The organism is Rhodococcus sp. DN22 (assembly GCF_036669995.1).
Lineage (GTDB): Bacteria > Actinomycetota > Actinomycetes > Mycobacteriales > Mycobacteriaceae > Rhodococcus_F > Rhodococcus_F erythropolis.
The window spans coordinates 475018-496124 of the sequence record NZ_CP133326.1 but is presented as its reverse complement, the minus strand read 5'-3'; the positions used below and the strand labels follow the sequence as shown (position 1 = coordinate 496124).

19 protein-coding genes are annotated in these 21107 nt (G+C 63.4%); 8 read left to right on the top strand and 11 right to left on the bottom strand.

Going from position 1 to position 21107, the window contains the following annotated elements:
• Positions 1-68 precede the first annotated feature (68 nt).
• Together RA302_RS02270 and RA302_RS02265 are read left to right on the top strand one after the other, a co-directional pair.
• Positions 69-710 carry a TetR/AcrR family transcriptional regulator gene (locus tag RA302_RS02270; RefSeq protein ID WP_020905924.1) on the top strand — a complete coding sequence of 214 codons (642 nt, stop codon included), beginning with the start codon at positions 69-71 and terminating at the stop codon, positions 708-710.
• 43 nt (positions 711-753) lie between these two features.
• The gene (locus tag RA302_RS02265; RefSeq protein WP_021332919.1) at positions 754-1095 is read left to right on the top strand and encodes an Imm51 family immunity protein; all 342 of its coding nucleotides are present in this window, start codon (positions 754-756) and stop codon (positions 1093-1095) included.
• A gap of 62 nt (positions 1096-1157) precedes the next feature.
• On the opposite strand, the gene RA302_RS02260 is transcribed toward RA302_RS02265, so the two are convergent.
• The 4 genes from RA302_RS02260 to RA302_RS02245 are packed head-to-tail and all read right to left on the bottom strand — an operon-like array spanning position 1158 to position 4832.
• Positions 1158-2192, bottom strand: coding sequence for an aspartate-semialdehyde dehydrogenase (locus tag RA302_RS02260; protein WP_019746568.1), 1035 nt, complete (start codon positions 2190-2192; stop codon positions 1158-1160).
• A 6-nt stretch (positions 2193-2198) separates the two neighbouring features.
• Positions 2199-3464 (bottom strand): aspartate kinase, encoded by a 1266-nt coding sequence (locus RA302_RS02255; RefSeq protein ID WP_019746567.1) that lies wholly within the window; start codon positions 3462-3464, stop codon positions 2199-2201.
• Positions 3465-3513: 49 nt separating this feature from the next.
• A complete protein-coding gene (locus RA302_RS02250) occupies positions 3514-4467 on the bottom strand; it encodes a hypothetical protein (RefSeq protein WP_166501701.1) in 954 nt (317 codons plus the stop codon).
• Complete coding sequence (locus tag RA302_RS02245) at positions 4467-4832, bottom strand: hypothetical protein (RefSeq protein WP_338479228.1); 366 nt, start codon at positions 4830-4832, stop codon at positions 4467-4469. The genes RA302_RS02250 and RA302_RS02245 overlap by 1 nt, the downstream gene beginning before the upstream one ends.
• A gap of 270 nt (positions 4833-5102) precedes the next feature.
• Between RA302_RS02245 and leuA the strand changes: the two genes are divergently transcribed.
• Complete coding sequence (gene leuA, locus RA302_RS02240) at positions 5103-6911, top strand: 2-isopropylmalate synthase (protein ID WP_019746565.1); 1809 nt, start codon at positions 5103-5105, stop codon at positions 6909-6911.
• Positions 6912-7159: 248 nt separating this feature from the next.
• Complete coding sequence (locus RA302_RS02235) at positions 7160-7537, top strand: PLDc N-terminal domain-containing protein (protein ID WP_020968226.1); 378 nt, start codon at positions 7160-7162, stop codon at positions 7535-7537.
• Positions 7538-7632: 95 nt separating this feature from the next.
• Here the strand turns inward: RA302_RS02235 and RA302_RS02230 are convergent, their stop codons facing one another.
• Positions 7633-8526, bottom strand: coding sequence for a LysR family transcriptional regulator (locus RA302_RS02230; protein WP_069147130.1), 894 nt, complete (start codon positions 8524-8526; stop codon positions 7633-7635).
• Positions 8527-8616: 90 nt separating this feature from the next.
• On the opposite strand from RA302_RS02230, the gene RA302_RS02225 reads away from it, so the two are divergent.
• From RA302_RS02225 to RA302_RS02210, 4 genes are read left to right on the top strand one after another with little or no spacing between them, the layout of a single operon-like run.
• A complete protein-coding gene (locus tag RA302_RS02225; RefSeq protein ID WP_058038234.1) occupies positions 8617-9558 on the top strand; it encodes an EamA family transporter in 942 nt (313 codons plus the stop codon).
• A 25-nt stretch (positions 9559-9583) separates the two neighbouring features.
• Positions 9584-10837, top strand: a complete 1254-nt coding sequence (locus tag RA302_RS02220; RefSeq protein WP_097387976.1) for a MurT ligase domain-containing protein — start codon at positions 9584-9586, stop codon at positions 10835-10837.
• Positions 10830-11543 carry a hypothetical protein gene (locus RA302_RS02215; RefSeq protein ID WP_020968224.1) on the top strand — a complete coding sequence of 238 codons (714 nt, stop codon included), beginning with the start codon at positions 10830-10832 and terminating at the stop codon, positions 11541-11543. The genes RA302_RS02220 and RA302_RS02215 overlap by 8 nt, the downstream gene beginning before the upstream one ends.
• A 57-nt stretch (positions 11544-11600) precedes the next feature.
• A complete protein-coding gene (locus RA302_RS02210; RefSeq protein WP_166501700.1) occupies positions 11601-13319 on the top strand; it encodes a VWA domain-containing protein in 1719 nt (572 codons plus the stop codon).
• 4 nt (positions 13320-13323) lie between these two features.
• Here the strand turns inward: RA302_RS02210 and RA302_RS02205 are convergent, their stop codons facing one another.
• From RA302_RS02205 to RA302_RS02180, 6 genes are all read right to left on the bottom strand, one after another.
• Positions 13324-14487 carry a low temperature requirement protein A gene (locus RA302_RS02205; protein WP_166501699.1) on the bottom strand — a complete coding sequence of 388 codons (1164 nt, stop codon included), beginning with the start codon at positions 14485-14487 and terminating at the stop codon, positions 13324-13326.
• A 66-nt stretch (positions 14488-14553) separates the two neighbouring features.
• Positions 14554-15681 (bottom strand): acyl-CoA dehydrogenase family protein, encoded by a 1128-nt coding sequence (locus RA302_RS02200; protein WP_097387977.1) that lies wholly within the window; start codon positions 15679-15681, stop codon positions 14554-14556.
• 1 nt (position 15682) lies between these two features.
• Positions 15683-16888 (bottom strand): acyl-CoA dehydrogenase family protein, encoded by a 1206-nt coding sequence (locus RA302_RS02195; RefSeq protein ID WP_166501698.1) that lies wholly within the window; start codon positions 16886-16888, stop codon positions 15683-15685.
• 17 nt (positions 16889-16905) lie between these two features.
• Positions 16906-19116 carry an acyl-CoA dehydrogenase gene (locus tag RA302_RS02190; RefSeq protein ID WP_166501697.1) on the bottom strand — a complete coding sequence of 737 codons (2211 nt, stop codon included), beginning with the start codon at positions 19114-19116 and terminating at the stop codon, positions 16906-16908.
• A gap of 27 nt (positions 19117-19143) precedes the next feature.
• Complete coding sequence (locus RA302_RS02185) at positions 19144-20274, bottom strand: steroid 3-ketoacyl-CoA thiolase (protein ID WP_166501696.1); 1131 nt, start codon at positions 20272-20274, stop codon at positions 19144-19146.
• Entirely contained in the window at positions 20271-21107 is an 837-nt protein-coding gene (locus RA302_RS02180; protein WP_166501695.1) for an SDR family NAD(P)-dependent oxidoreductase, read from the bottom strand. The genes RA302_RS02185 and RA302_RS02180 overlap by 4 nt, the downstream gene beginning before the upstream one ends.

Below are 21107 nucleotides of genomic sequence, written 5' to 3'. Positions count from 1 at the left end.
CAACGGTTGCGTATGATTCACGAAGAATTGGCAGGCAGATTAGGGTGGGAGCGGAGGTGAGGCACACGATGACCAGGTCACAAGCTGACGCAACGGATACACCGCGACGCAAATACGCCCCTCGCATGGCGCCCGAGCAACGACGCGAACAGCTGCTCGACGCAGCATTCGAGGTCACCGGCCGCGTAGGCCTGCACAACCTCAGCATGGAATCCGTCGCCGCCGAAGCCGGCGTCGGCAAGCCCGTCCTCTACACAATTTTCGATACCAGGACCGATCTCGTCGCTGCACTCCTGCGCCGCGAGCACGAGCGAGCCATCGCTCAGGTGCTCGAAACCATGCCGACGGATCTGAGCGAACTCGGCCCAGCGGCGTCATACACCGGAACCGTTGGCGCCTTCGTCGACGCCGTACTGGAGAACCCGACGCGCTGGCGCCTGATTCTGACGTCTGTCGAGAACGCCCCCAGCGAGTATCACGGCTTGCTGAAGCTCTCTCGCGGAGCTGTCTTCGCCCGCGCCGAAGAACTGGCGCGTGCCGGGATTGCCCTCGAACCGAAGCTCGAAGGCCTTGATCCGGTTCTCCTCGCACACACCATGATGTCGTTTGCCGAAATGCTCGGACGACTGGCCGTCAGCGACCCCGAAACCTATACCCGAGAAAGACTTTCCAGTTTTGCCGTGGCCCTCGCCCAATCGGTCGGACGTTAGCTGCCGACTGAAACCTGTCGGTCGGATCTGCTTCAATACACGCATGACATCACCATCGATCGAACCGCTACAGCTTTTCGAAACGTCTCCGGGCAACTGGTCACTGATGCTCACCGACCAGCATTTCGGCAAGGTAGCAGCGGTATTCGAGCAGGTAGAGGGTTTCGAAGGCTCCGGCTACGACTGGGCGTCGGTCGCCCACGCAGTGGTAGGCCGCGATGCACCGCATCTGGAGGGCCGCTTCGGCACCGATCCCGAAGCGGGCATGTTTGTTGCGTACGGCAGCGACAACGAAGCTCTTGGTGAACTCGGAGTGCTTCTCGCCAAAGCGTATTCGGATGCCGAGTACCTCGGCGGCCTGGTCGCCATTTCCGAACTCGACTAGAGCTCCTGCTGAAACGACACCGGCCCCACACCTAGGTGCGGGGCCGGTACCGAAGGAAAGATCTAGCCGACCAACAGCTCGGCAATCTGAATCGTGTTGAGAGCGGCGCCCTTACGGAGGTTGTCACCCGAAACGAAGAGCGCGAGTCCGCGTCCCTCCGGGACACCCGGATCCTGACGGATACGACCGACCAGCGACGCGTTGCCGCCGGCAGCGGCCAGCGGCGTCGGAACCTCGACCAACTCCACTCCGGGAGCGTCGGCGAGGATTTCCTTCGCACGAGCGACCGAGAGCGGGTTCGCGAACTCTGCGTTGATCGCGAGCGAGTGTCCGGTCACGACGGGAACGCGCACGCAGGTGCCCGAAACCAGCAGATCCGGAAGTCCGAGGATCTTGCGGCTCTCGTTACGGAGCTTCTGATCCTCGTCGGTCTCGCCGCTTCCGTCGTCGACCAGCGAACCTGCCAGCGGCAGGACGTTGAACGCGATGGGGGCGACGTAGTTGTTCGGAGCCGGGAAGTCGACGGCGCTGCCGTCGTGAACCAGCTTCTCGGCGTCACCGACAACGGCGCGCACCTGGCCGAGGAGTTCCTCGACGCCGGCGATGCCGCTACCGGACACAGCCTGGTAGCTGGAGACGATCAGACGCTGCAGACCGGCTTCGTCGTGCAGAACCTTGAGCACCGGCATCGCTGCCATGGTGGTGCAGTTGGGGTTCGCGATGATGCCCTTGACCAGGTTCTTCGTGTCCTGCGGGTTGACCTCGCTGACCACGAGGGGAACCTCGGGGTCCTTGCGCCATGCGGAAGAGTTGTCGACAACCGTCGCACCGGCCGCGGCAAAGCGCGGAGCCTGCGCACGAGACAGCGTCGCACCGGCGGAGAAGAGGGCGATGTCGATGCCCTTCAGATCCTCGTCGGACGTTGCTTCGGCATCCTCGACAACGATCTCTTCGCCGCGGAACGTCAGCTTCTTACCGGCGGAGCGTGCCGATGCAAAGAACCGCACCTTGTCCGCGGGGAAGTTACGTTCTTCGAGCAGAGTGCGCATGACGATGCCGACCTGACCGGTCGCACCGACAACAGCGATTGTTGTCATCAGAAATTACCGTCCTGTTCCTGCGTGTACTACAGCTTCTTCGTCGCCGCCGAGACCGAAAGCGGCGTGGATAACGCGCACGGCGTCGTCGAGTTCGGTGTCCTTGACCAGCACGGAGATGCGGATCTCGGAGGTCGAGATGAGATCGATGTTGATGTCGGCCTTGGCCAGTGCCTCACAGAACGTGGCCGTGACGCCCGGGTGGCTCCGCATTCCGGCACCGACCAGGGAAACCTTGCCGATGTGGTCGTCGAACAAGATCTGTGTGAAGCCGATGTCTTCCTGACGCTTGGTCAGGATCTCGACGGCGCGGGGGCCGTCGGCGGTCGGCAGCGTGAAGGTGATGTCCGTCTTGTTGGTCTCCACCTTGGAGATGTTCTGCAGCACCATGTCGATGTTGATCTCGGCATCGGAGACAGCGCGGAACACCTTGGCAGCATGTCCCGGTGTGTCCGGCAATCCGACAACGGTGATCTTGGCTTCGCCGCGATCGTGCGCGACTCCGGTGATCAGGGCCTCTTCCACAGGAATGTCCTCCATCGATCCGGACACGATTGTTCCGGGCTTGGTGGTGTATGACGAACGGACGTGCACAGGCACGTTGTAACGACGGGCGTACTCGACGCACCGGAGCATGAGCACCTTGGCACCACACGCTGCGAGTTCGAGCATTTCCTCGAAGGAAACCGTCTCGAGGCGGTGAGCGTCGGGGACGATGCGAGGATCGGCGGAGAAGACGCCGTCGACGTCGGTGTAGATCTCGCAGACGTCGGCGTTGAGTGCAGCTGCCAACGCCACGGCGGTGGTGTCGGAGCCACCGCGTCCGAGCGTCGTGATGTCCTTGCTGTCCTGGCTGACGCCTTGGAATCCGGCGACCAGAACGATCGAGCCTTCGTCGAGGGCGGTGCGAACACGGCCCGGCGTGACGTCGATGATCTTGGCGTTTCCGTGGCTGCCGGTCGTGATGACTCCGGCTTGTGAGCCCGAGAACGAACGAGCTTCGGCGCCGAGGGAGTGAATTGCCATCGCTACCAAGGAGTTGGAGATGCGCTCACCCGAGGTCAGCAGCATGTCCATTTCACGGGCCGGCGGGGAAGGGCACACCTGCTGAGCCAGGTCGAGCAGCTCATCGGTGGTATCGCCCATCGCTGACACCACGACGACGACATCATTGCCGGCCTTCTTGGTCTCGACGATCCGTTCAGCGACTCGTCGGATGCGCTCGGCGGTTGCCACCGAGGATCCGCCGTACTTCTGGACGACGAGAGCCACGCGTTTCTACCTCCAGGTCGAAATTGTTTACAGATACCAGAGGTCGAGCTTACCGAGGTGGTCCTGGGACTTCCCGATGCGTACTGCTGTTCGCCTCAGATCCGCGCGGGATCAGTTGCGAGATCCGCGCTCGCATCAACGTCGCAGAACGCGAACCACCGGCAACGTAACCGACCACCGCGACGGCAACTCCGCAGGCGAGAAGCACGCGGATACTGCTGACCAGGGAAACTGCCAGCGCGTCGTACACCGCCACAGCCGCCTCGGACGACGGTATGTCTGAATTCTGTAAATAGACCCGGCGCACGACGGCCAGCGCCACCAGCAGGGCGATCATCGCCACCGCCGTCGCCAGCCCGACCAGGGACAGCGCGCGCATTCGCCCCGGTGCAACTGCGACGGCCGTAATCGCGCAGGCCACCGACGCCCACGGCAACCAGGCTGCTGCTCGGTCGAGAGTGTTCGAGAAATCCTGGGCCCGCACCAACTCGTCGGATTGCAGGATCTCGAACTGCGGATCGAGCGCCGGGAGGCGATCGATCACGGTGAATCCGCGATCGCGGAGGTTCGTCCTCAGTTCTGTCATGACCGGTGCGAGGGAGACGGTGACCGTTCCGCTGTCGTCGGCCCGAACTATGCCGTCGGCGGCTCGGCCGGTCACCATCGCGGCAAGTTGCGCGTGCGCTCGACGGTTGGCCGCGGTCCAGAGCGTCGCAAACTGGTCGCTCGAGACCAACGACTGAGCGGCCTCACGAACAAGTCTCTCGGCCTGTCTCGTCACCACCTGCGGAAACCCGTCCAACCGCTGCGTCAATTCCTCGGTCAGCCGATCAACGACCGCCGATTGGACAGCGGGGTCGGCAGCCAGCGGGGCAACGGACTCGACATAGCTGTCGGTGTCGTTCACCTGGGTGTGGACGAACAGCGCGAGCACCGAGCCGGCAAAACCGAGACCAGCGAGAACGATCAGCAGTGAACAGACGATCCAGCGGATCGAGCGCATCACGTGTGCTTGGCGCGCGCCGGTCGAATCTTCGCGGTGATGTGGTGAATGCGGTGATCGTCAGCGGGTATCCGGAAGGTCTCGGTAACCCGAACGGTCATCAGGTTGCGCCCGAACAACCCGGCGTCAAGGAGGTAGCCCGCCGTCAGGTCGTCCCCGTCGACCGTCCACTCCACCTCACGAATGTCGCGGATCACGCGATACTGAGGACCTCCGGAAAGGCTGCGCCGCAAATGATTCCCCGAAAATCCGGTCTTCAACCCGACCTCGTGACGTACCGCGTCCGGAGCCAGCGGTACGGAACTGCCATCGTGGCTACGGAGCGCGTCGAGGTACGTGCTCGCCACGGCGATTCGGGGATCCATGGACGACAGTCCACCATTTTCGAGGCCGAAACGGCAGCACAATTCGGCGACAAATTGGACATGAGGGCGAACCCCACCGATTTCTCGCGAAATCCAGGAGTAGAGTGCTGTGCATGCAGCGCGCACTCCTTCTTGGTTGCCGCGACGGGGTCTGATCCAGACTGGCCTCCCGCCGCGGGGTTTTTGTGCGCCGGTCGACCAAGCCTTCCGGACTCATGGTCTTGACCAACAGGTCATCAGGCCAGGTCCACAATCCTGGAGATCACACCAATGTCCCCCGCTGACGCATTCACCACCGGCACTCGCACCATTACCCCGCCCACGAAGCCGGCACCTTCCGACCAGCCTGCGTGGAACACGCAGAAGAACTCGTCGATGCCGACGTTCCGCTACCGCCCGTTCGCCGAAGAGGTCGAGACGGTCACGCTGCCCGACCGCACCTGGCCGGACAAGATCATCGACCGAGCACCCCAGTGGTGTGCCGTTGACCTGCGCGACGGCAACCAGGCGCTGATCGATCCGATGAGCCCGGCGCGCAAGCGTCGCATGTTCGATCTCCTGGTCCGTATGGGCTACAAGGAGATCGAGGTCGGATTCCCGTCCGCGAGCCAGACCGACTTCGACTTCGTTCGCGAGATCATCGAGGACGGCGCGATCCCATCCGATGTCACCATCCAGGTGCTGACGCAGTCGCGTCCCGAACTGATCAAGCGCACATTCGAGGCGTGCGAAGGTGCCGAGAACGCGATCGTGCACTTCTACAACTCCACCTCGATTCTGCAGCGCCGCGTCGTGTTCCGCGCCGACAAGGACACGATCAAGAAGATCGCCACCGACGCCGCCGAACTGGTCCTGGCCGAGTCGAAGAAGTACCCGGACACCAACTGGCGCTGGGAATACTCGCCCGAGTCCTACACCGGCACCGAGCTCGAGTACGCCAAGGAAGTATGTGACGCCGTCACCGAAACCCTGGGTGCGACGCCTGCCAACCCGGTCATCCTGAACCTGCCCGCCACCGTCGAGATGGCGACACCCAACGTGTACGCCGACTCCATCGAGTGGATGCACCGCAACCTGGCCCGCCGCGATTCGGTCATCCTGTCGCTGCACCCCCACAACGACCGCGGCACCGGCGTCGCGGCAGCCGAGCTGGGCTACCAGGCCGGCGCAGACCGCATCGAAGGCTGCCTGTTCGGTAACGGTGAGCGCACCGGCAACGTCTGCCTGGTCACCCTCGCACTGAACATGTTCACGCGCGGCGTCGACCCGCAGATCGATTTCTCGAACATCGACGAGATCCGTCGCACGGTCGAGTACTGCAACCAACTGCCCGTCCACGAGCGTCATCCGTACGGCGGCGACCTGGTCTACACCGCGTTCTCCGGCAGCCACCAGGACGCCATCAACAAGGGCCTCGACGCCATGAAGGTCGACGCCGACAACCAGGACTCGGACGTCGACGACATTCTCTGGCAGGTCCCCTACCTGCCGATCGACCCCAAGGACGTCGGCCGCAGCTACGAGGCCGTCATCCGCGTGAACTCGCAGTCCGGCAAGGGCGGCGTCGCGTACATCATGAAGGCCGATCACGGTCTGGTGCTGCCGCGTCGTCTGCAGGTCGAGTTCTCGCAGTCGGTCCAGAAGATCACCGACGGCGAAGGCGGCGAGGTCTCGCCGAAGGAAATGTGGGACGTCTTCCACGAGGAGTACCTCGCCCCCGTCACCCCGCTCGAGCGCATGAAGCAGAAGGTCACCGCCTCCGAGGAGGACGGCGGCACCGACGCCATCACCGCCATCGTCAAGGTGAACGGCAAGGAGCAGGAGATCTCGGGAACCGGTAACGGCCCGCTCGCTGCCTTCGTCGACGCGCTGGGAAGCATCAACTTCGACGTTCGTGTCCTCGACTACTCCGAGCACGCAATGTCCGCCGGCGACGACGCCCAAGCCGCGGCCTACGTCGAGTGCGCAGTGACTGGCCCGGACGGTCAGAGCACCGTCGTCTGGGGTGTGGGTATCGCCACGTCGATCACGACGGCGTCGCTGCGCGCCGTGGTTTCGGCAGTGAACCGCGCGAGCTGACACTCACGCAATACGAATCCGGCTCTTCAACAAACCCTGGTCTCACCCGATTTTCGGGTGAGACCAGGGTTGTTTTCACGGCACAGAAGTTCTTCGGTCCGCGTTTTCGCTTCGGCATGACATAGGTCCCGAAAGAGTCGCTTAGCGAAGTTAACAAACAGGATTCACCCATCGAGGATGATGCAGCCGACCCCGGCACGTGAGATAGTCACCTCAGACAAATCCGACTTGTGAAATGGGGCTCGACAATGGATTCCTTTTGGGACTTCCTCTGGCTGATCATCATCAGCTTCGCGTTCATCGCGTACCTGATCCTGCTCTTCTCGATCATCACCGACCTATTCCGTGATCACAAGACTTCCGGCTGGGTAAAGGCAATCTGGATCGTCTTCCTGTTCTTCATTCCGCTGCTCACCTCGCTCGTCTATCTGATCGTCCGAAGCGACGGAATGGCCCAGCGCTCCATGGAGGCTGCTCAGCAGGTCAAGAATGCACAGGACAGCTACATCCGTGAGGTTGCCGGAAAGTCCCCGGCCGAGTCCATCGCAGATGCAAAGGCGCTTCTCGACGCCGGCACCATCAGCGAAGAAGAATTCGCAGCGCTGAAGGCCAAGGCCCTCGCCTGATTCAGGCCCTCACTAATCAGTGAGGATTGCACTACCGAAACGGGAGCGACACTAATCGTGTCGCTCCCGTTTCGTATTCATTCACCAACAGCCGTTCATTCACCGACCGCCCGGGCGACGTCGCGAAAAGCGTCGAGAACCACTCCGATAGCCGGGCTGCGGTCGATGTGTAATCGAGTTGCCAATTCATAAACGCGTGCAGCGCGCACGCCTGCCACCGGTTTCCTCGACACTCCAGGATGTGTGATCGCGTAACGCGGCATCAAAGCCACACCGTGGCCCGCCGCCACCAACTCTTCGATAACTCGGAAATCGTTTATCCGATGAGCGACTCGAGGTTGGACCCCGGTGACGGACGCAACCGACAACAGAACGTCGTCGACCGGAAACCCGCCGCGCACGCTGATCCAGTTCTCGTCGGCCAATTGCTCCAACCGGACCGAATCCTGCTCGGCGAGTGGATGATCAGGCCGCAGCACCAGATCGATCGGTTCACGCATCAGCGGTTGCACGCTGACCCGGGGAAACGAGGTCTCGGCGCCGCGTTCGTCACGGTGAGTGAGGATCACGTCGTGATCGGCCAACAGTCCAGGGACGGCCGACGCCGGTTTGTCGACGTCGTGTGCGTCGATGTCCACGTCCGAGTTCTTCAGCGCCGTCAGAACGCCGGGCAGCAGGAGAGCTGCTCCGGAGGGAAAGAACGCGACTCGCACCTTGCCGCGCGGCGAGCCTCGGTACGACGCCATCTCGTCCGCTGCCCGGTCGAGCGCCGCCACCACGTCGTCGGCGCGGAGCACCAGCGCTCGACCAGCGTCGGTGAGGCGCAGCGTGCGCCCGTCCGGTTCGAGGAGCGAGACCCCCGCCTCTCGGCCGAGGATCTTGAGTTGTTGCGAGACGGCGGACGGTGTCATCGAGAGAGCGAGAGCAGTAGCGCCGACGGTTCTTCGGTCGGCGAGCTCACGGAGGATCCGCAAGCGCGTGGCATCCATACGGTGACGAATATCCATGTAGCAAAACTACATGGATAGTGCATCTATATTCGCTTGTTCTGATGCTTCGTACGGCTCACGATTAACGTCATGACTCCCCGCGACCGTCTCCTCGGCCTGACCGTGATCGTCTTGTGGGGTCTGAACTTCCTGGCCATTCGCGTCGGCCTGGATCATTTCCCGCCGTTCTTCTTCGCGGCGCTGCGGTTCCTGATCATCGCGATTCCGGTGGTCATCTTCGTGCCGCGTCCGCAGGTACCGCTCCGTTGGTTGCTGCTCTACGGATTCGGTTTCGGATTCGGCCAGTTCGTCTTCCTCTTCTGGGCGATGCATTCGGGGATGCCGACGGGTCTCGCATCACTGGTCCTGCAGTCGTCCGCGCCGTTCACCGTCCTACTCGGCGCGTTCCTACTCCGCGAGAAGCTCAGCGTCTGGCAGGTCTCCGGGATCGCCGTCGCCGTAGCCGGTATGTCGTTGATCGGCTGGGACCGTTCACACCACGCGGCACTGTTGCCCGTGATCCTCACGCTCCTCGGCGGTCTGTCCTGGGCGTTCGGCAATCTCGGCAGCCGCTTGGCCGCGGCGAACACCGTCGGTGAGCCCGCACCGATGCGCTTGATGCTGTGGATGTGCGTCATCCCGCCGTTGCCGATGCTCGCCCTGTCAGCGGTGGTCGAAGGCCCCACCGTCGGATGGCACGCGCTCGGCACCGCGTTCAGCGCCGACGCCTGGCCGTCACTGGTCGGGCTGGCCTACATCATCCTGCTAGGCACCATCGCCGGATCCGGACTCTGGACGATGCTCATGGGCCGCTATCCCGCCGGCATGGTGGCGCCGCTCTCCTTGCTGGTACCGGTAGTGGGAATCGGCGCGTCCTGGCTGTTCCTGCACGAGGATCCGAGCCCGTTGTCACTGGTCGGGGCAGTCATCGTGATCGCCGGAGCGAGTGCCGCACAGATGAGGCGCAAGCCCGCGAACACTGTTTTCTCGGACACACCTGCAGCCTCACCACCGGCGCGACTCGGCGTCTGACGACGCCCTGTGCCAAACTCGGGCCGTGGGAACTGGACTATCGATCACAGCGCGCGGAAAGCTCGCCATGCGAGCTGCCGCAGCAGCATCTTGGGCATCGCAGAAGGCCGGGCGCGGCAAGGGCTCGATGATCGGCGGGTTGATCGCCCTCAAGATCGACCCGACGCTCATGACTCAGCTCGGACGCGGCAAGCGCACTGTCGTGGTCACGGGCACCAACGGCAAGTCGACGACCACGCGTATGACCGCCGCAGCGCTCGCGACACTAGGTGACGTCGCCACGCAGGCCGACGGCGCCAACATGGATGCCGGGATCGTGGCTGCTCTGGCCGCGCGTACGGACGCAACGCTGGCAGCACTCGAGGTCGACGAACTGCACGTCCCCCACGTAGCCGACGCCGTGAATCCGGAAGTGATCGTGCTGCTCAATCTCAGCCGCGATCAGCTCGACCGGGTCGGCGAGATCAACATGATCGAGCGGAAGCTCCGCGCGTGCGTCAATGCGCATCCGAACGCGGTGATCGTCGCCAACTGCGACGACGTACTGGTCACCTCCGTGGCATACGACGCCGCCAACGTCGTGTGGGTTGCTGCCGGCGGCGGCTGGGCCGGCGATTCCGTCAGCTGCCCGCGCACCGGTGAACCCATCGTGTGGGAGGGAAAGCACTGGCGCAGTACCGGTTCCGACTTCGCGCGGCCCGAGCCGACCTGGTGGCTCGACGACGACAATCTCTACGGCCCCGACGGCCTGAAGATTCCGATGACGTTGACTCTCCCCGGAAAAGCCAACCGCGGTAACGCCGCTCAGGCCGTAGCTGCTGCGGCTGCTTTGGGCGCAGATCCGGTCGGGGCAGTTGCCGCCGCGTCGACGGTCCAGGAAGTCGCCGGCCGCTACAGCACCGTCGAGGTCGGACCGCACTCCGTCCACATGCTGCTCGCGAAGAATCCCGCCGGTTGGCAGGAAGCGCTGTCGATGATCGATCCCACGGTGGACGGACTCGTGATCGCGGTGAACGGTCAGGTGCCGGACGGCGAGGACCTCTCCTGGCTGTGGGACGTGAAGTTCGAACACTTCGAAGGCGTCAAGGTAGTGGCCGCCGGCGAACGCGGAACCGATCTCGCCGTTCGCCTCACGTACGCAGGCGTCGAGCACACCCTCGATCCGGATCCGTTGCGCGCCATCGCTTCCTGCCCTCCCGGACGCGTGGAGGTACTGGCGAACTACACAGCCTTCCGTGACCTCAACACCGCCATCGCGAAGGAATCTCGCAATGTCTGACTCGACAATTCGCATCGGACTGGTTCTCCCCGACGTCATGGGCACCTACGGCGACGGCGGCAACGCCCTGATCCTGCGTCAGCGTCTGCGGATGCGCGGCTACGACGCCGAAATCGTGGACATCACCTTGAGCGATCCGGTCCCCGATTCGCTCGACGTGTACACATTGGGTGGCGCCGAGGATTCCGCTCAGCGACTCGCAACGCGCCATCTCGCGAAATACCCTGGCCTGCAACGCGCCGCCGAGCGTGGCGCACCGGTTCTGGCGATCTGCGCTGCAATTCAGGTGCTCGGCAACTGGTACGAAACCTCCAGCGGCGAACGCGTCGACGGTGTCTCGATGCTCGACGTCACGACCTCTCCGCAGGAGAAGCGTTCCATCGGCGAGGTCATCACGAAGCCCTTGATCGACGGGCTCACCGCGCCTCTCTCAGGTTTCGAGAATCACCGCGGCGGAACAACTCTGGGTACCTCAGCCTCTGGATTCGCACGTGTCACCCATGGTGTCGGAAACGGCGTCGGCGACGGATTCGAAGGCGTCGTGCAGGGTTCGGTGATCGGGACGTACATGCACGGACCCGCCTTGGCCCGGAATCCGGAACTCGCGGACCTCCTGCTCATGCGGGCCTTGGGCGTCAACGAGCTCGAACCCCTGCATCTGCCCGAGGTCGACAAGCTCCGCAAGGAGCGGCTCGCGATTCGCTGAGCCTGTCGTCCGTTCGGACGACTGTTGGTGGGCGGCGGCACCTCGTAGCCTCATTCCATGCGTCTTCGTGTGGCGATCTGTATTGCGGCGACTGCGATCATTGCCGTCGGGTGTTCGACGCAGGGCAGTGGCGGGCCCAAAGAAGCAGGTGGGACCCAGGAAGTAGGCGGGCCCCAGCAGGCAAGTGTCACTGCTGATCCGGTTTCAGAGGCGAGCGCAACGGTGCCTAGCATCATCGTCCTGGACGCCTCGGGGTCGATGAAGCAGGACGACGCTCCCGGTCCTCGAATCGATGCCGCCAAGAACGCGATTCACACTCTTGTCAGTGGTCTTCCAGACGACACAGCGCTCGGTCTGATCGCGTACGGCACCGCCACAGGTAGCAGCGACGCCGAGAAGGACGCGGGTTGCCGCGACATCAAGACCGTCGTGCCACTCGGACCACTCGATCGAAATGCATTCGCAGCGGGAATCGACGGGTTGTCCGCGTCGGGATACACGCCGATCATGGCTGCGCTTCAACAAGCCGCCGCCGCACTCCCGACCGATGGCGAGCGCACGATCATCCTCGTCTCCGACGGAGAGGACACCTGCTCAACCGAACCTACATGTGAGTCCACGGAAGCGATACCTCACGATCCTGACCTGACTATCCACACAATCGGATTCAAGCTCGACGCCGCTGCGTCCGGCCAGTTGAAGTGCATCGCCGACGCGACCGGGGGCATGGCGATCGACGCCGCCAACGCAGCGCAACTCACCGCACGGCTGGCGGTTGCCTCGAATCCCGAATCCGCACGGGAGCGACTCTCCACCAGCGGCTTCCGTAACCTTCGGATCGGCATGACGGTGGAGGACGCACGGAAAGCGGCCGGCGATCTGGCGTCGGTATCGAAGACCGGAACGGTGGTGGTCGAATGGCAAGACTGCGAATTGACCTTTACCGATGGCGTTCTCGTCGAAATTGCACCCCGGACCGGTGCTGTCACACTGGACGGACTGGCTGTCGGCCAGAAGATGCAGCGCGCCGCCGAACTGTACGGTCCCTTCACTGCCACAACCAATTCCGACGGCGAATCGGTTGCAGTCTTTCCGGCCGACTCCGAAGCAGGAACCGGGTATCGCATCACCTTCACACCCGAAGGCAAGAAAGCGGATGAGGGAACTATCACCCGCATAGTCCTCTGCCGGTGCTTGCCCGCGACTGCGGGATCATCGGCGGGCGGTACACCCACCGAGATCGTGAATCTTGTTGCCGTCGACGGTTCCGGCAAACCCAAATCCGGTTGGAGTGTCAAGACACCGGCCATGAAGATCAGCGAGTGCTACGGAGCATCTCAGTCGGCCGTCACGCCGGGAGTCATCACCTGCGGAAGCACCGCAGACGGGGCGGACGCGTGTTGGGTCGGCCCGGAGCCCGATTCGATTCTCTGCCTGCAATTTCCCTGGGGAACAGAACTGATCACCGCTCGAGGCGTGGACGGCGTCGAGGCCTATCCGCCGCCCGCCGACCCGACTCCCTTCGGGCTCGAACTCGAGAACGGCCTTCTCTGCCGCGTCCGGCACGGCGGTTCGTGGCCCTCTGCCGAATCCGGCCCCCGTCTGGCGGGCGCCTACTCCTGCCGAGGGCAAGGGACGGATACACCCATCGTATGGGCCGAAAGCACCTATCCGATCGATCGTTCCGAAGATCGGTGGACCGTGCTGGTCGGACCGTCGAAGGGACCGCTGGAGACCGTCGCCGTCACCAAGGCGATATTCCTTGCCGCCGAATGAGCGCTCAGACGGTTTCGGATTTCCCCTCGGTCAGAACCAGTTCCACGGCCAACAGCGCGGCGCAGGCCAGCCCCGCGACCAGTTCGGGCACCGCGGTGTAGGTACCACCGAGCACGACGACGATCGCGACCGAGAACGGCATGAGGGTGCGTACCGAGGAGTCATGTAGTCGAATGTGGATGAACCACAGGGCGGCAAGGATGACCGCGACCGGAACGGTGACGGCAGCACCCGTCACCAACGCGCTGCCGTCACCGTGATGAGTCCAGAAGTCGACGCGCGAAGCCAACCCCGCACCGATGGCGGCAGCGGCGGCGAAGATGAAGTAGTGACCGAACCCCCAGACGAAGGGTGAGACGTTGTCAGCGCCGATCACTTCGCCTGCATTGCGTTGGAAGTAGAGCCACCACAGGCTGAAGACAATCAGAATGCCGCCGATCACGACGTAGGTGACCTGCGCTGCCGGATGCTCACCGTCGACCGCGTCCTGAATCGCGATGGTGGTCGAGAGGATCGTCTCGCCCAGAACGATGATGAAGAACAACGAGTACCGCTCCGCGATGTGATGCGGGTGCCACGGCGTCATGCCCGGCTTCTCCGACCAGATCGGTACCGCGAATTCGCACAGAACCAACACCAGGAACGTCGGGACGTAAATGGCGGATGGAACGAAGTAGAAACCGATCCAACCGATCTGGACCAACACGATTCCGAGAGCGTATCGACGAGCCGTGAGCGCATGTTCGGGGTCGTTCCGCGACACCCTGAGCCATTGGATGACCAGGGCTATTCGCATGATGACGTAGCCGACGATGATGAGCAGGGCGTCGTCGTTGAAGAAGCGGACGATGCCGGCTGCAAGGACCAGCGATCCGAGGATCTGGAAGATGGTCAGCAGCCGGGCGATTCCGTCGTCGTTGTCGTACGCCGAGGTGAACCACGTGAAGTTCAGCCACGTCCACCAGATCGCGAAGAATGCCATCGCGAAGTGCCCGACGCCCGAAGCCGCGTGCCCTTCGCTGATCGCGTGGTGCAGACCGGTGGCCGCTTGAGCGACCGCCACGACGAAGCAGAGGTCGGTGAGCAGCTCGAGCGGCGTCGCCACCCGATGCGGCTCGTGCGGATCCCGCGGAACCAACGGCCGGATGAACGAACTGGTGCGATTCACGAAGGGCAGAGTAGCGCGATGATTGCCGACGCGCTGCCCGTGACTGCAACCTGTCGTCTCAGATATTCACGCCGACGCCCCGATCTGGGCTCGGATTTCCAACTGATCGGCGAGTTCGGCGCCTATCGCCCCCGCGCTCCCCAAGGTGAAGGCGATCTGCCGTCCCCACAGGAAATAGCGGTGAATCGGATAGTCGACATCCGCGCCGATTCCGCCGTGCAGGTGCTGGGTCGCGTGCACCACGCGCAAACCGCCGCGCGAGGCCCACCATTTGGCGACCAGCGCCGCTGCTTCCGCTTCACTCTCGACTCCGCTGTCCATCAGCCAGGCAGCGCGGTGCGTGGTCAACCTTGTGCTCTCGGTGTCGAGGTACGCGTCGGCGGCCCGGACGGCAACTGCCTGGTTGGTCGAGAGTGGACGACCGAATTGCACTCGCTCGGAGGTGTATTTCGCCGTCATCCCCAGCGCTTCATCGCAGACGCCGGTAGCCAGGGCCGCAAGAGCCACCCGTGCACGCCGCAACGTCCAGTCTCGAACCACCGCGCCGTCTGCGGGAAGTGCGTCAGCTGCAGTAACCGCAACCCCGTCGAACTGCACAGCGCTGTTGCTCTCGCGGTTCGTCACCGCAAGCGGTGTACGCACCAGCGCGTCCCGATCCGTGGGCACGATCATGACGCTGACACTGCCGTCCGGCATCGTCACCGGAACGACCAGCGCGGCCGCGAACTCCGCGGCAGGCACGGAGTCGACGTGGCCTGACAGAACCCAACCGTCAGGCGCCGGTTCGGCGCGAACCGCCGTCTCGGCGTTGTAGCCGGTGTCGAATGCGCCGGTGACGATCACCGAGCCGTCGAGCAGTCCCGGAAGCCACGACGCTTTCTGCTCCGTGCTGCCGAACTCGGAAATCGGCAGCGCCGCCGTGGAAATCACCGACCAGAGCGGCACCTGGGCGACCCGGCGGCCCTGTTGTTCGAGCACCGCAGCCAGGCCGAGCATTCCGAGTCCTGCTCCCCCGACCTCTTCCGGCAGGGCGATTCCCAGAACGTCGGAGTCAGCGAGGAGCTTCCACAGTTCGGCGTCGAAACCGCTGGTGCTCTCCACTTCCCGCAGTCGGTCCACTCCGGACTTCGCCGAGAAGATCGATTCACTCAGATCCCGCACGGCGGACAAGTTGTCGTCGAATTCGAATTCCATGTCAGCTCTTTTCGTTCTGTGCAGCGGGCCGACGACGCGCAGCAAGCGCCATGCCCAGGCATTTTGCGGCGACAATTTCACGCATCACTTCGTTGGTACCACCACCGAAGGTGTTGTTCTGGGCGCGCCGACCCAGGTTCTCGACCCGCCCTTCCAGTACCGCTCCGGGTGTACCGGGGCGCAGTAAGCCCTTGGCACCCAGCACTTCCTGCAGCATGCCGTACGCACTGACGACGGCTTCGGTACCGAAGATCTTGGCCGCGGCCGAATCCCCGCCGCCCAAGGTGTTGGCGGCGACGTCCGCCACCAGTCGCAGGTTCATCAGGTCGGCGGCGCTGAGCAGCGCGTAGACTTCCGCCAATTTCTCACGTACCCAGCCGATGTCGTAGACGTGGCCGTCACCGGCGGGTTCTGTCTTTGCCCACTCGACCACCTCGGCGAAGAGCTCGTTGGCGATGCCACCGCGTGCTGCCAGGGCAACACGTTCGTGGTTGAGCTGGTTGGTGATGAGCTTCCACCCCTGATTGAGCTCACCGACGACATTGCTGATCGGCACCCGAACATCTTCGTAATAGGTTGCCGAAGTGCTGATTCCGCCCACGGTGTGAATTTCGGTGACCGAGAACCCCGGCGAATTGGTCGGTACCAGGACCACGGAAATGCCCTGATGCGTCGGCGCGTCAGGATCGGTGCGAACGGCAAGCCAGACCCAGTCGGCAAACACACCCGCGCTGGTGAAGATCTTGTTGCCGTTGATGACAAGCTCGTCGCCCTCGATGCGGGCGCGTGTTTCGAGTGCCGCGAGATCGGTGCCCGCATTGGGTTCGGTGTAGCCGATGGCAAAGATCAATTCACCCGCCAGGATCGGACGCAGGAAGAAGTCCTTCTGCGCTTGCGTCCCGTGCTTGATCAGAGCGGGTCCGACGGTGTTCAGCGTGACCAGTGACAGCGGCGCATTCGCGCGAATCACTTCGTCGTAGAACACATACAGAGCTTCGGGGTTCTCACCCCGACCGCCGAATTCCTCCGGCCACCCCAAGCCCAGCCAACCGTCTTTACCCATCCGGCGCAGGATGCGATCGAAGACGGGGCCGCCTTCGGTCTGATCCACGAGAGCACGGCGGTCTTCGTCGTTGATGATCTCTGCGAAGTATTCGCGCAATTCCTTGCGCAGAGTCTTCGACTCCTCCGACAAATCCAAGTACATGGTGAAGCTCCTAAGATCTACGAACGCGGCAGGCCGAGTACGCGCTGCGCGATGACGTTGAGTTGGATTTCGACGGTTCCGCCGCCGAACAGAATCGAGGGAAGTCCGATGTGGTCTATCGCGTAATTCGCCGACGGGTCGACAACTGCGGCGCGCGGTCCGAGCAGTCGCAACAGGTCCCGCGAGCCCTCGCGCTGCGCCAGGGCGTTGTACACCTTCGACACGCTGATCTCGGCGCCCGGTTCCTGACCCGCCAGTCGCGCCGACACTCCGCGCAGATTCATCGCGGACAGTGCCAACTCACGAGAGATACTGCGGCCGAGGCCTTCCACTGCATCTTCGCGGGGGCAGTCGTGGCTCGCGTCGGCAATCACCTGACGGAACAATCGACTCGAACCGTGGTGCAGCGTGCTGCCCATGCTCAAGCGTTCGTTGGACAGCGTTGTCGCAGCCAGTTTCCACCCTTGCCCCGGTTCGGCCACCAGGCAGTCGTCCGGGACGAAGACGTCGTCGAGGAATACCTCGTTGAATTCCGACTTGCCGGTGGCTTGCTTCAGCGGACGTACGTCGACGCCCTTCGAGGTCATGTCGACCAGGAAGTACGACAGCCCACGATGTTTCGGAGCGTCCGCGTCGGAACGCGCCAGGCATACTCCCCAATCTGCCTCGTGCGCACCCGAGTTCCACACTTTCTGACCTGACAGGACCCAGCCACCGTCGACCTTGCGCGCTTTCGTGCTCAGACCGGCCAGGTCTGATCCCGCGCCCGGCTCACTGAACAGCTGGCACCAGATGATGTCGGCGCGCAGCGAAGGCTCGACGAACCTGTCCTGCTGCTCGGCGTTGCCGTGTTCGAGAATCGTGGGCAGCACCCATTCCCCGATCACCGTGGACGGTTGAGCCCAACCTCGCATCGCGAATTCATGTGCGATGACGGCCTGTTCCCTCGGTCCCGCTCCCAGCCCGTACGGCGCCCGATAGTGCGGGGCAACCAGTTTGGCGTCGGCAAATCGGGCGCGTCGAGCGCTCCCCTTGGCCGGCGCCCAACTGGCGCTGGTGGTTCCGTCGTCGGGCAGCAGCGCAACCTCGTCCAGAACCCTACGAACCTGCTCTCGTAACTCCGGCAGCATTTGCGGGTCGACAAAGGAGAAATCCCGTTCCGACTCGGCAGACCGGTCTCCCAACGTGTGTGCCCACTTCACCTCGGAACCCGCCACTGCCGCGATACTTATCGCCCGGCGCCAGTACAGGTGCGCGTCATGCTCCCAGGTGAATCCGATTCCGCCGAGCAAAGTTACACATTCGAGGGCGTTCTCGATGCCGACGGGCAAAGCGGCCAACGCAGCTTGAGCCGAGACAAGTTTCTGCTGATCCTCGTCGTGGTCTTCGGATCGAGCGGCGTCCCACGCTGCGGCACAGGCAATCTCGGAGCGGACCAGCATCATGGCCGCCTTGTGCTGAACTGCCTGGAAGCTTCCGACCGGACGGCCGAACTGCTGCCGGGACTTCACATAGTCGACTGCGGTCCGTAGCGCCCACCCGGCGATACCGCTCGCCTCCGCAGCCAACACCGTGTTGACGATCAGTTCGACTCGGTGCGCCTGGAGGCCGTCGACGATCAGCCCAGCCTCGACCTGGTGATCGGTCAACGTCAGTGTTCCGATCGACCGTGTCAGATCCACCCCGTCTTCGATCACCACCGCAGCGGAAGTCGACGGTTCGAGCCGGAACCACAACTCTCCGTCTTCGCTGTTCGCCCGCACGAGAACGACATCAGCTCCGGGCAGACCTAGAGCTGGGTCGGCAGAACCGCTCACTGTCCACCCAGCGTCGCTTCGAGCCGCGCGCAATCCCGCGCCTGTACAGACTGCTCCGGTTGCACCGGTGGCTAATTCGGTCAGCATAGTTTCCGCAGCCGGGCCCGCGGCTGTTGCGAGAATCCCACTCGCGATGACCGTCGGAACGTACGGTCCCGGATAGAGCGCATCACCCAATTGCTCGACTACCACTGCAAGTTCGGCAAGACCCGCCCCGTCACCGCCGTACTGCTCCGGCAGGTGCACTGCGTGCAGGCCCTGACGGACCAACCCATCCCACGAGTCCGGCCGATCACCGGCGGCGTACCTCTTGACGTTGCTCCGCGTATCGGCGATTCCACCGAAGCGGTTCGCGAATGCGGCTACCGCTTCCGCCAGGTCACGGTGATCTTCGAGCAGGGGTAGTGCCATGGCAGGTTCCTCAATCTTCGGTTCTTGTCAGATGCGTTCGAGAATCAGGCAGGTGGTTGCGGCGGACGCGCAGATCGCGATCAGTGCGATGGACTTGTTCCGGCGCTCCAATTCGTCGATGACATTGGCCAACAGTCTGATTCCGGTTGCACCGGCCGGGTGGCCCAGTGCGATTGCGCCGCCGTTGACGTTCAGCAATTCGGGATCGACGCCGTGAACCTGCGCGAACGACATCGGTACCGAAGCAAATGCCTCGTTGACCTCGAACAGATCGATGTCGTCGATCGTCAGACCAGTGCGTCCGAGCACGATGTTTGCCGCGTCGACGGGACCGTCGAGCATGAACTCGGTGTCACCGCCGATGACGCACTGCGCCAGTATCTTTGCGCGCGGCCGCACGCCGAGGGCCTTGGCTCGATCCTCGGACATCAGCAGAGCTGCACTCGCACCGTCCGAGACCTGCGAAGACGTTCCAGCGGTGTGCAATCCGTCCTCTTGAACGGTGCGCAGCTTCGCGAGCCCTTCGAGAGTCGATTCGCGCAGACCCTGATCACGGTGAACCGGAACGTCAGAGCCCGGAGCGACCACATCGATGATGTGCGAGTCGAAGCGTCCTGCCTCCCAGGCTGCTGCGGCTCGCTGCTGCGAGCGCAGCCCGAAGGCGTCGAGATCCTCGCGGCTGAAACCGCGTTTGACAGCAATCCGATCGGCCGCGGTGTACTGGTCGACGGTATCGAGTGACCACGACTCCGGACGCGGCGTTCCCAGGCCGGTACCCACCTTGTACGTCAACGGAGCGCGGGACATCAACTCGACACCGCACGCCACACCCACGTCGACTGCACCGATGGCAATCTGCCCGGCGATCAACTGCACCGATTGCTGCGCTGTGCCGCACTGCGCGTCGATCGTGGTGCAGCCCGCTTTCAACGGAAGGCCCGCATGCATCCAGGACGTACGCACGATGTTTCCGAACTGCTCACCGAGAGGCGTCACACAGCCGCCGATGACCTGGTCGACCGCGTCAGGATCCACACCCACCCGATCCAGCACACCACTCTGCGCATAACCCAACAGTTCCGCCGCGTGGACTCCGGACAGCCAACCCTCACGCTTGCCGAACGGCGTTCGTGCTGCGTCCACGATGACGGGCTTCATGCCAACTCCTCGGTTCGTAGTGCCGTTCCGTCCAGACCGCGTACGGTCAGGGACCACTCGTCGATCAGGTCCAAGCTGACGCTCGAGCGCGCGGTGAACTCGGTGTCGCAATCACACAGCGCTGTGACCGCTTCCACCATTTCTTCCATAGATTCGACCTGATCCGGCCGGATAGTCTCACCGACCAGGACTTTGGCGCCCTCACTGAGCACCGCTGCCCGCGGTTGAACCGTGTTGACGCGAACCCCCTGGCCGTAGAGTTCCACGCCCATGCCGTTGCTCATCCTGTTGAGCGCTGCTTTGGAGGCGCCGTACACGGTCATGGCAGTTCCCGGTTCGACCCACGTGAACGGCGGGCCCTGCCACGGTTTGACGGTGCCACTGGACACGTTCACGATCCAGCCGTATCCGTTTGCCACCATCCCCGGCACCACGGCTTGCATCAGATCGAGCGGTGCATGGACATTTGCCTCGAACATCAAATGTCGTCGCCGCAGTGGGTAATCCGACAGCGGCTGATAGATCGCCGCTGCCGCGTTGTTCACCAGGATGTCGATCGTCCCGCCAAGCTTCTCGATCGCCAGCGGCACAACGGTGTCGCGCTGCTGCTCGTCCGTCAGATCTGCGACAACTATCTCGACTTTGGTTCCGTACTTGGCAATTCGAGCCGCAGTCTCTTCGAGACTGCCCGGCAGGGTTGCATGCGTGCCGAGCGTCCGAGCCACGAGGGCGACGTCGGCACCCTCGGCTGCCAGTCGCTCTGCGACGCCCGCACCGATTCCGCGACTGGAACCGGTGACAAGCGCTCGGCGGCCGTCAAAGCGCCTCGTCAT

What these genes read in the sequence shown, in the direction of transcription:
- RA302_RS02215 (WP_020968224.1), top strand. Translation starts at nt 10,830, where the DNA reads ATGTCTGACTCGACAATTCGCATCGGACTGGTTCTCCCCGACGTCATG.
- RA302_RS02235 (WP_020968226.1), top strand. Translation starts at nt 7,160, where the DNA reads ATGGATTCCTTTTGGGACTTCCTCTGGCTGATCATCATCAGCTTCGCG.
- RA302_RS02225 (WP_058038234.1), top strand. Translation starts at nt 8,617, where the DNA reads ATGACTCCCCGCGACCGTCTCCTCGGCCTGACCGTGATCGTCTTGTGG.
- RA302_RS02195 (WP_166501698.1), bottom strand. Translation starts at nt 16,888, where the DNA reads ATGTACTTGGATTTGTCGGAGGAGTCGAAGACTCTGCGCAAGGAATTG.
- RA302_RS02190 (WP_166501697.1), bottom strand. Translation starts at nt 19,116, where the DNA reads ATGGCACTACCCCTGCTCGAAGATCACCGTGACCTGGCGGAAGCGGTA.
- RA302_RS02260 (WP_019746568.1), bottom strand. Translation starts at nt 2,192, where the DNA reads ATGACAACAATCGCTGTTGTCGGTGCGACCGGTCAGGTCGGCATCGTC.
- RA302_RS02250 (WP_166501701.1), bottom strand. Translation starts at nt 4,467, where the DNA reads ATGCGCTCGATCCGCTGGATCGTCTGTTCACTGCTGATCGTTCTCGCT.
- RA302_RS02245 (WP_338479228.1), bottom strand. Translation starts at nt 4,832, where the DNA reads ATGGATCCCCGAATCGCCGTGGCGAGCACGTACCTCGACGCGCTCCGT.
- RA302_RS02230 (WP_069147130.1), bottom strand. Translation starts at nt 8,526, where the DNA reads ATGGATGCCACGCGCTTGCGGATCCTCCGTGAGCTCGCCGACCGAAGA.
- RA302_RS02185 (WP_166501696.1), bottom strand. Translation starts at nt 20,274, where the DNA reads ATGAAGCCCGTCATCGTGGACGCAGCACGAACGCCGTTCGGCAAGCGT.
- RA302_RS02270 (WP_020905924.1), top strand. Translation starts at nt 69, where the DNA reads ATGACCAGGTCACAAGCTGACGCAACGGATACACCGCGACGCAAATAC.
- RA302_RS02200 (WP_097387977.1), bottom strand. Translation starts at nt 15,681, where the DNA reads ATGGAATTCGAATTCGACGACAACTTGTCCGCCGTGCGGGATCTGAGT.
- leuA (WP_019746565.1), top strand. Translation starts at nt 5,103, where the DNA reads ATGTCCCCCGCTGACGCATTCACCACCGGCACTCGCACCATTACCCCG.
- RA302_RS02265 (WP_021332919.1), top strand. Translation starts at nt 754, where the DNA reads ATGACATCACCATCGATCGAACCGCTACAGCTTTTCGAAACGTCTCCG.
- RA302_RS02180 (WP_166501695.1), bottom strand. Translation starts at nt 21,107, where the DNA reads ATGACGAGGCGCTTTGACGGCCGCCGAGCGCTTGTCACCGGTTCCAGT.
- RA302_RS02210 (WP_166501700.1), top strand. Translation starts at nt 11,601, where the DNA reads ATGCGTCTTCGTGTGGCGATCTGTATTGCGGCGACTGCGATCATTGCC.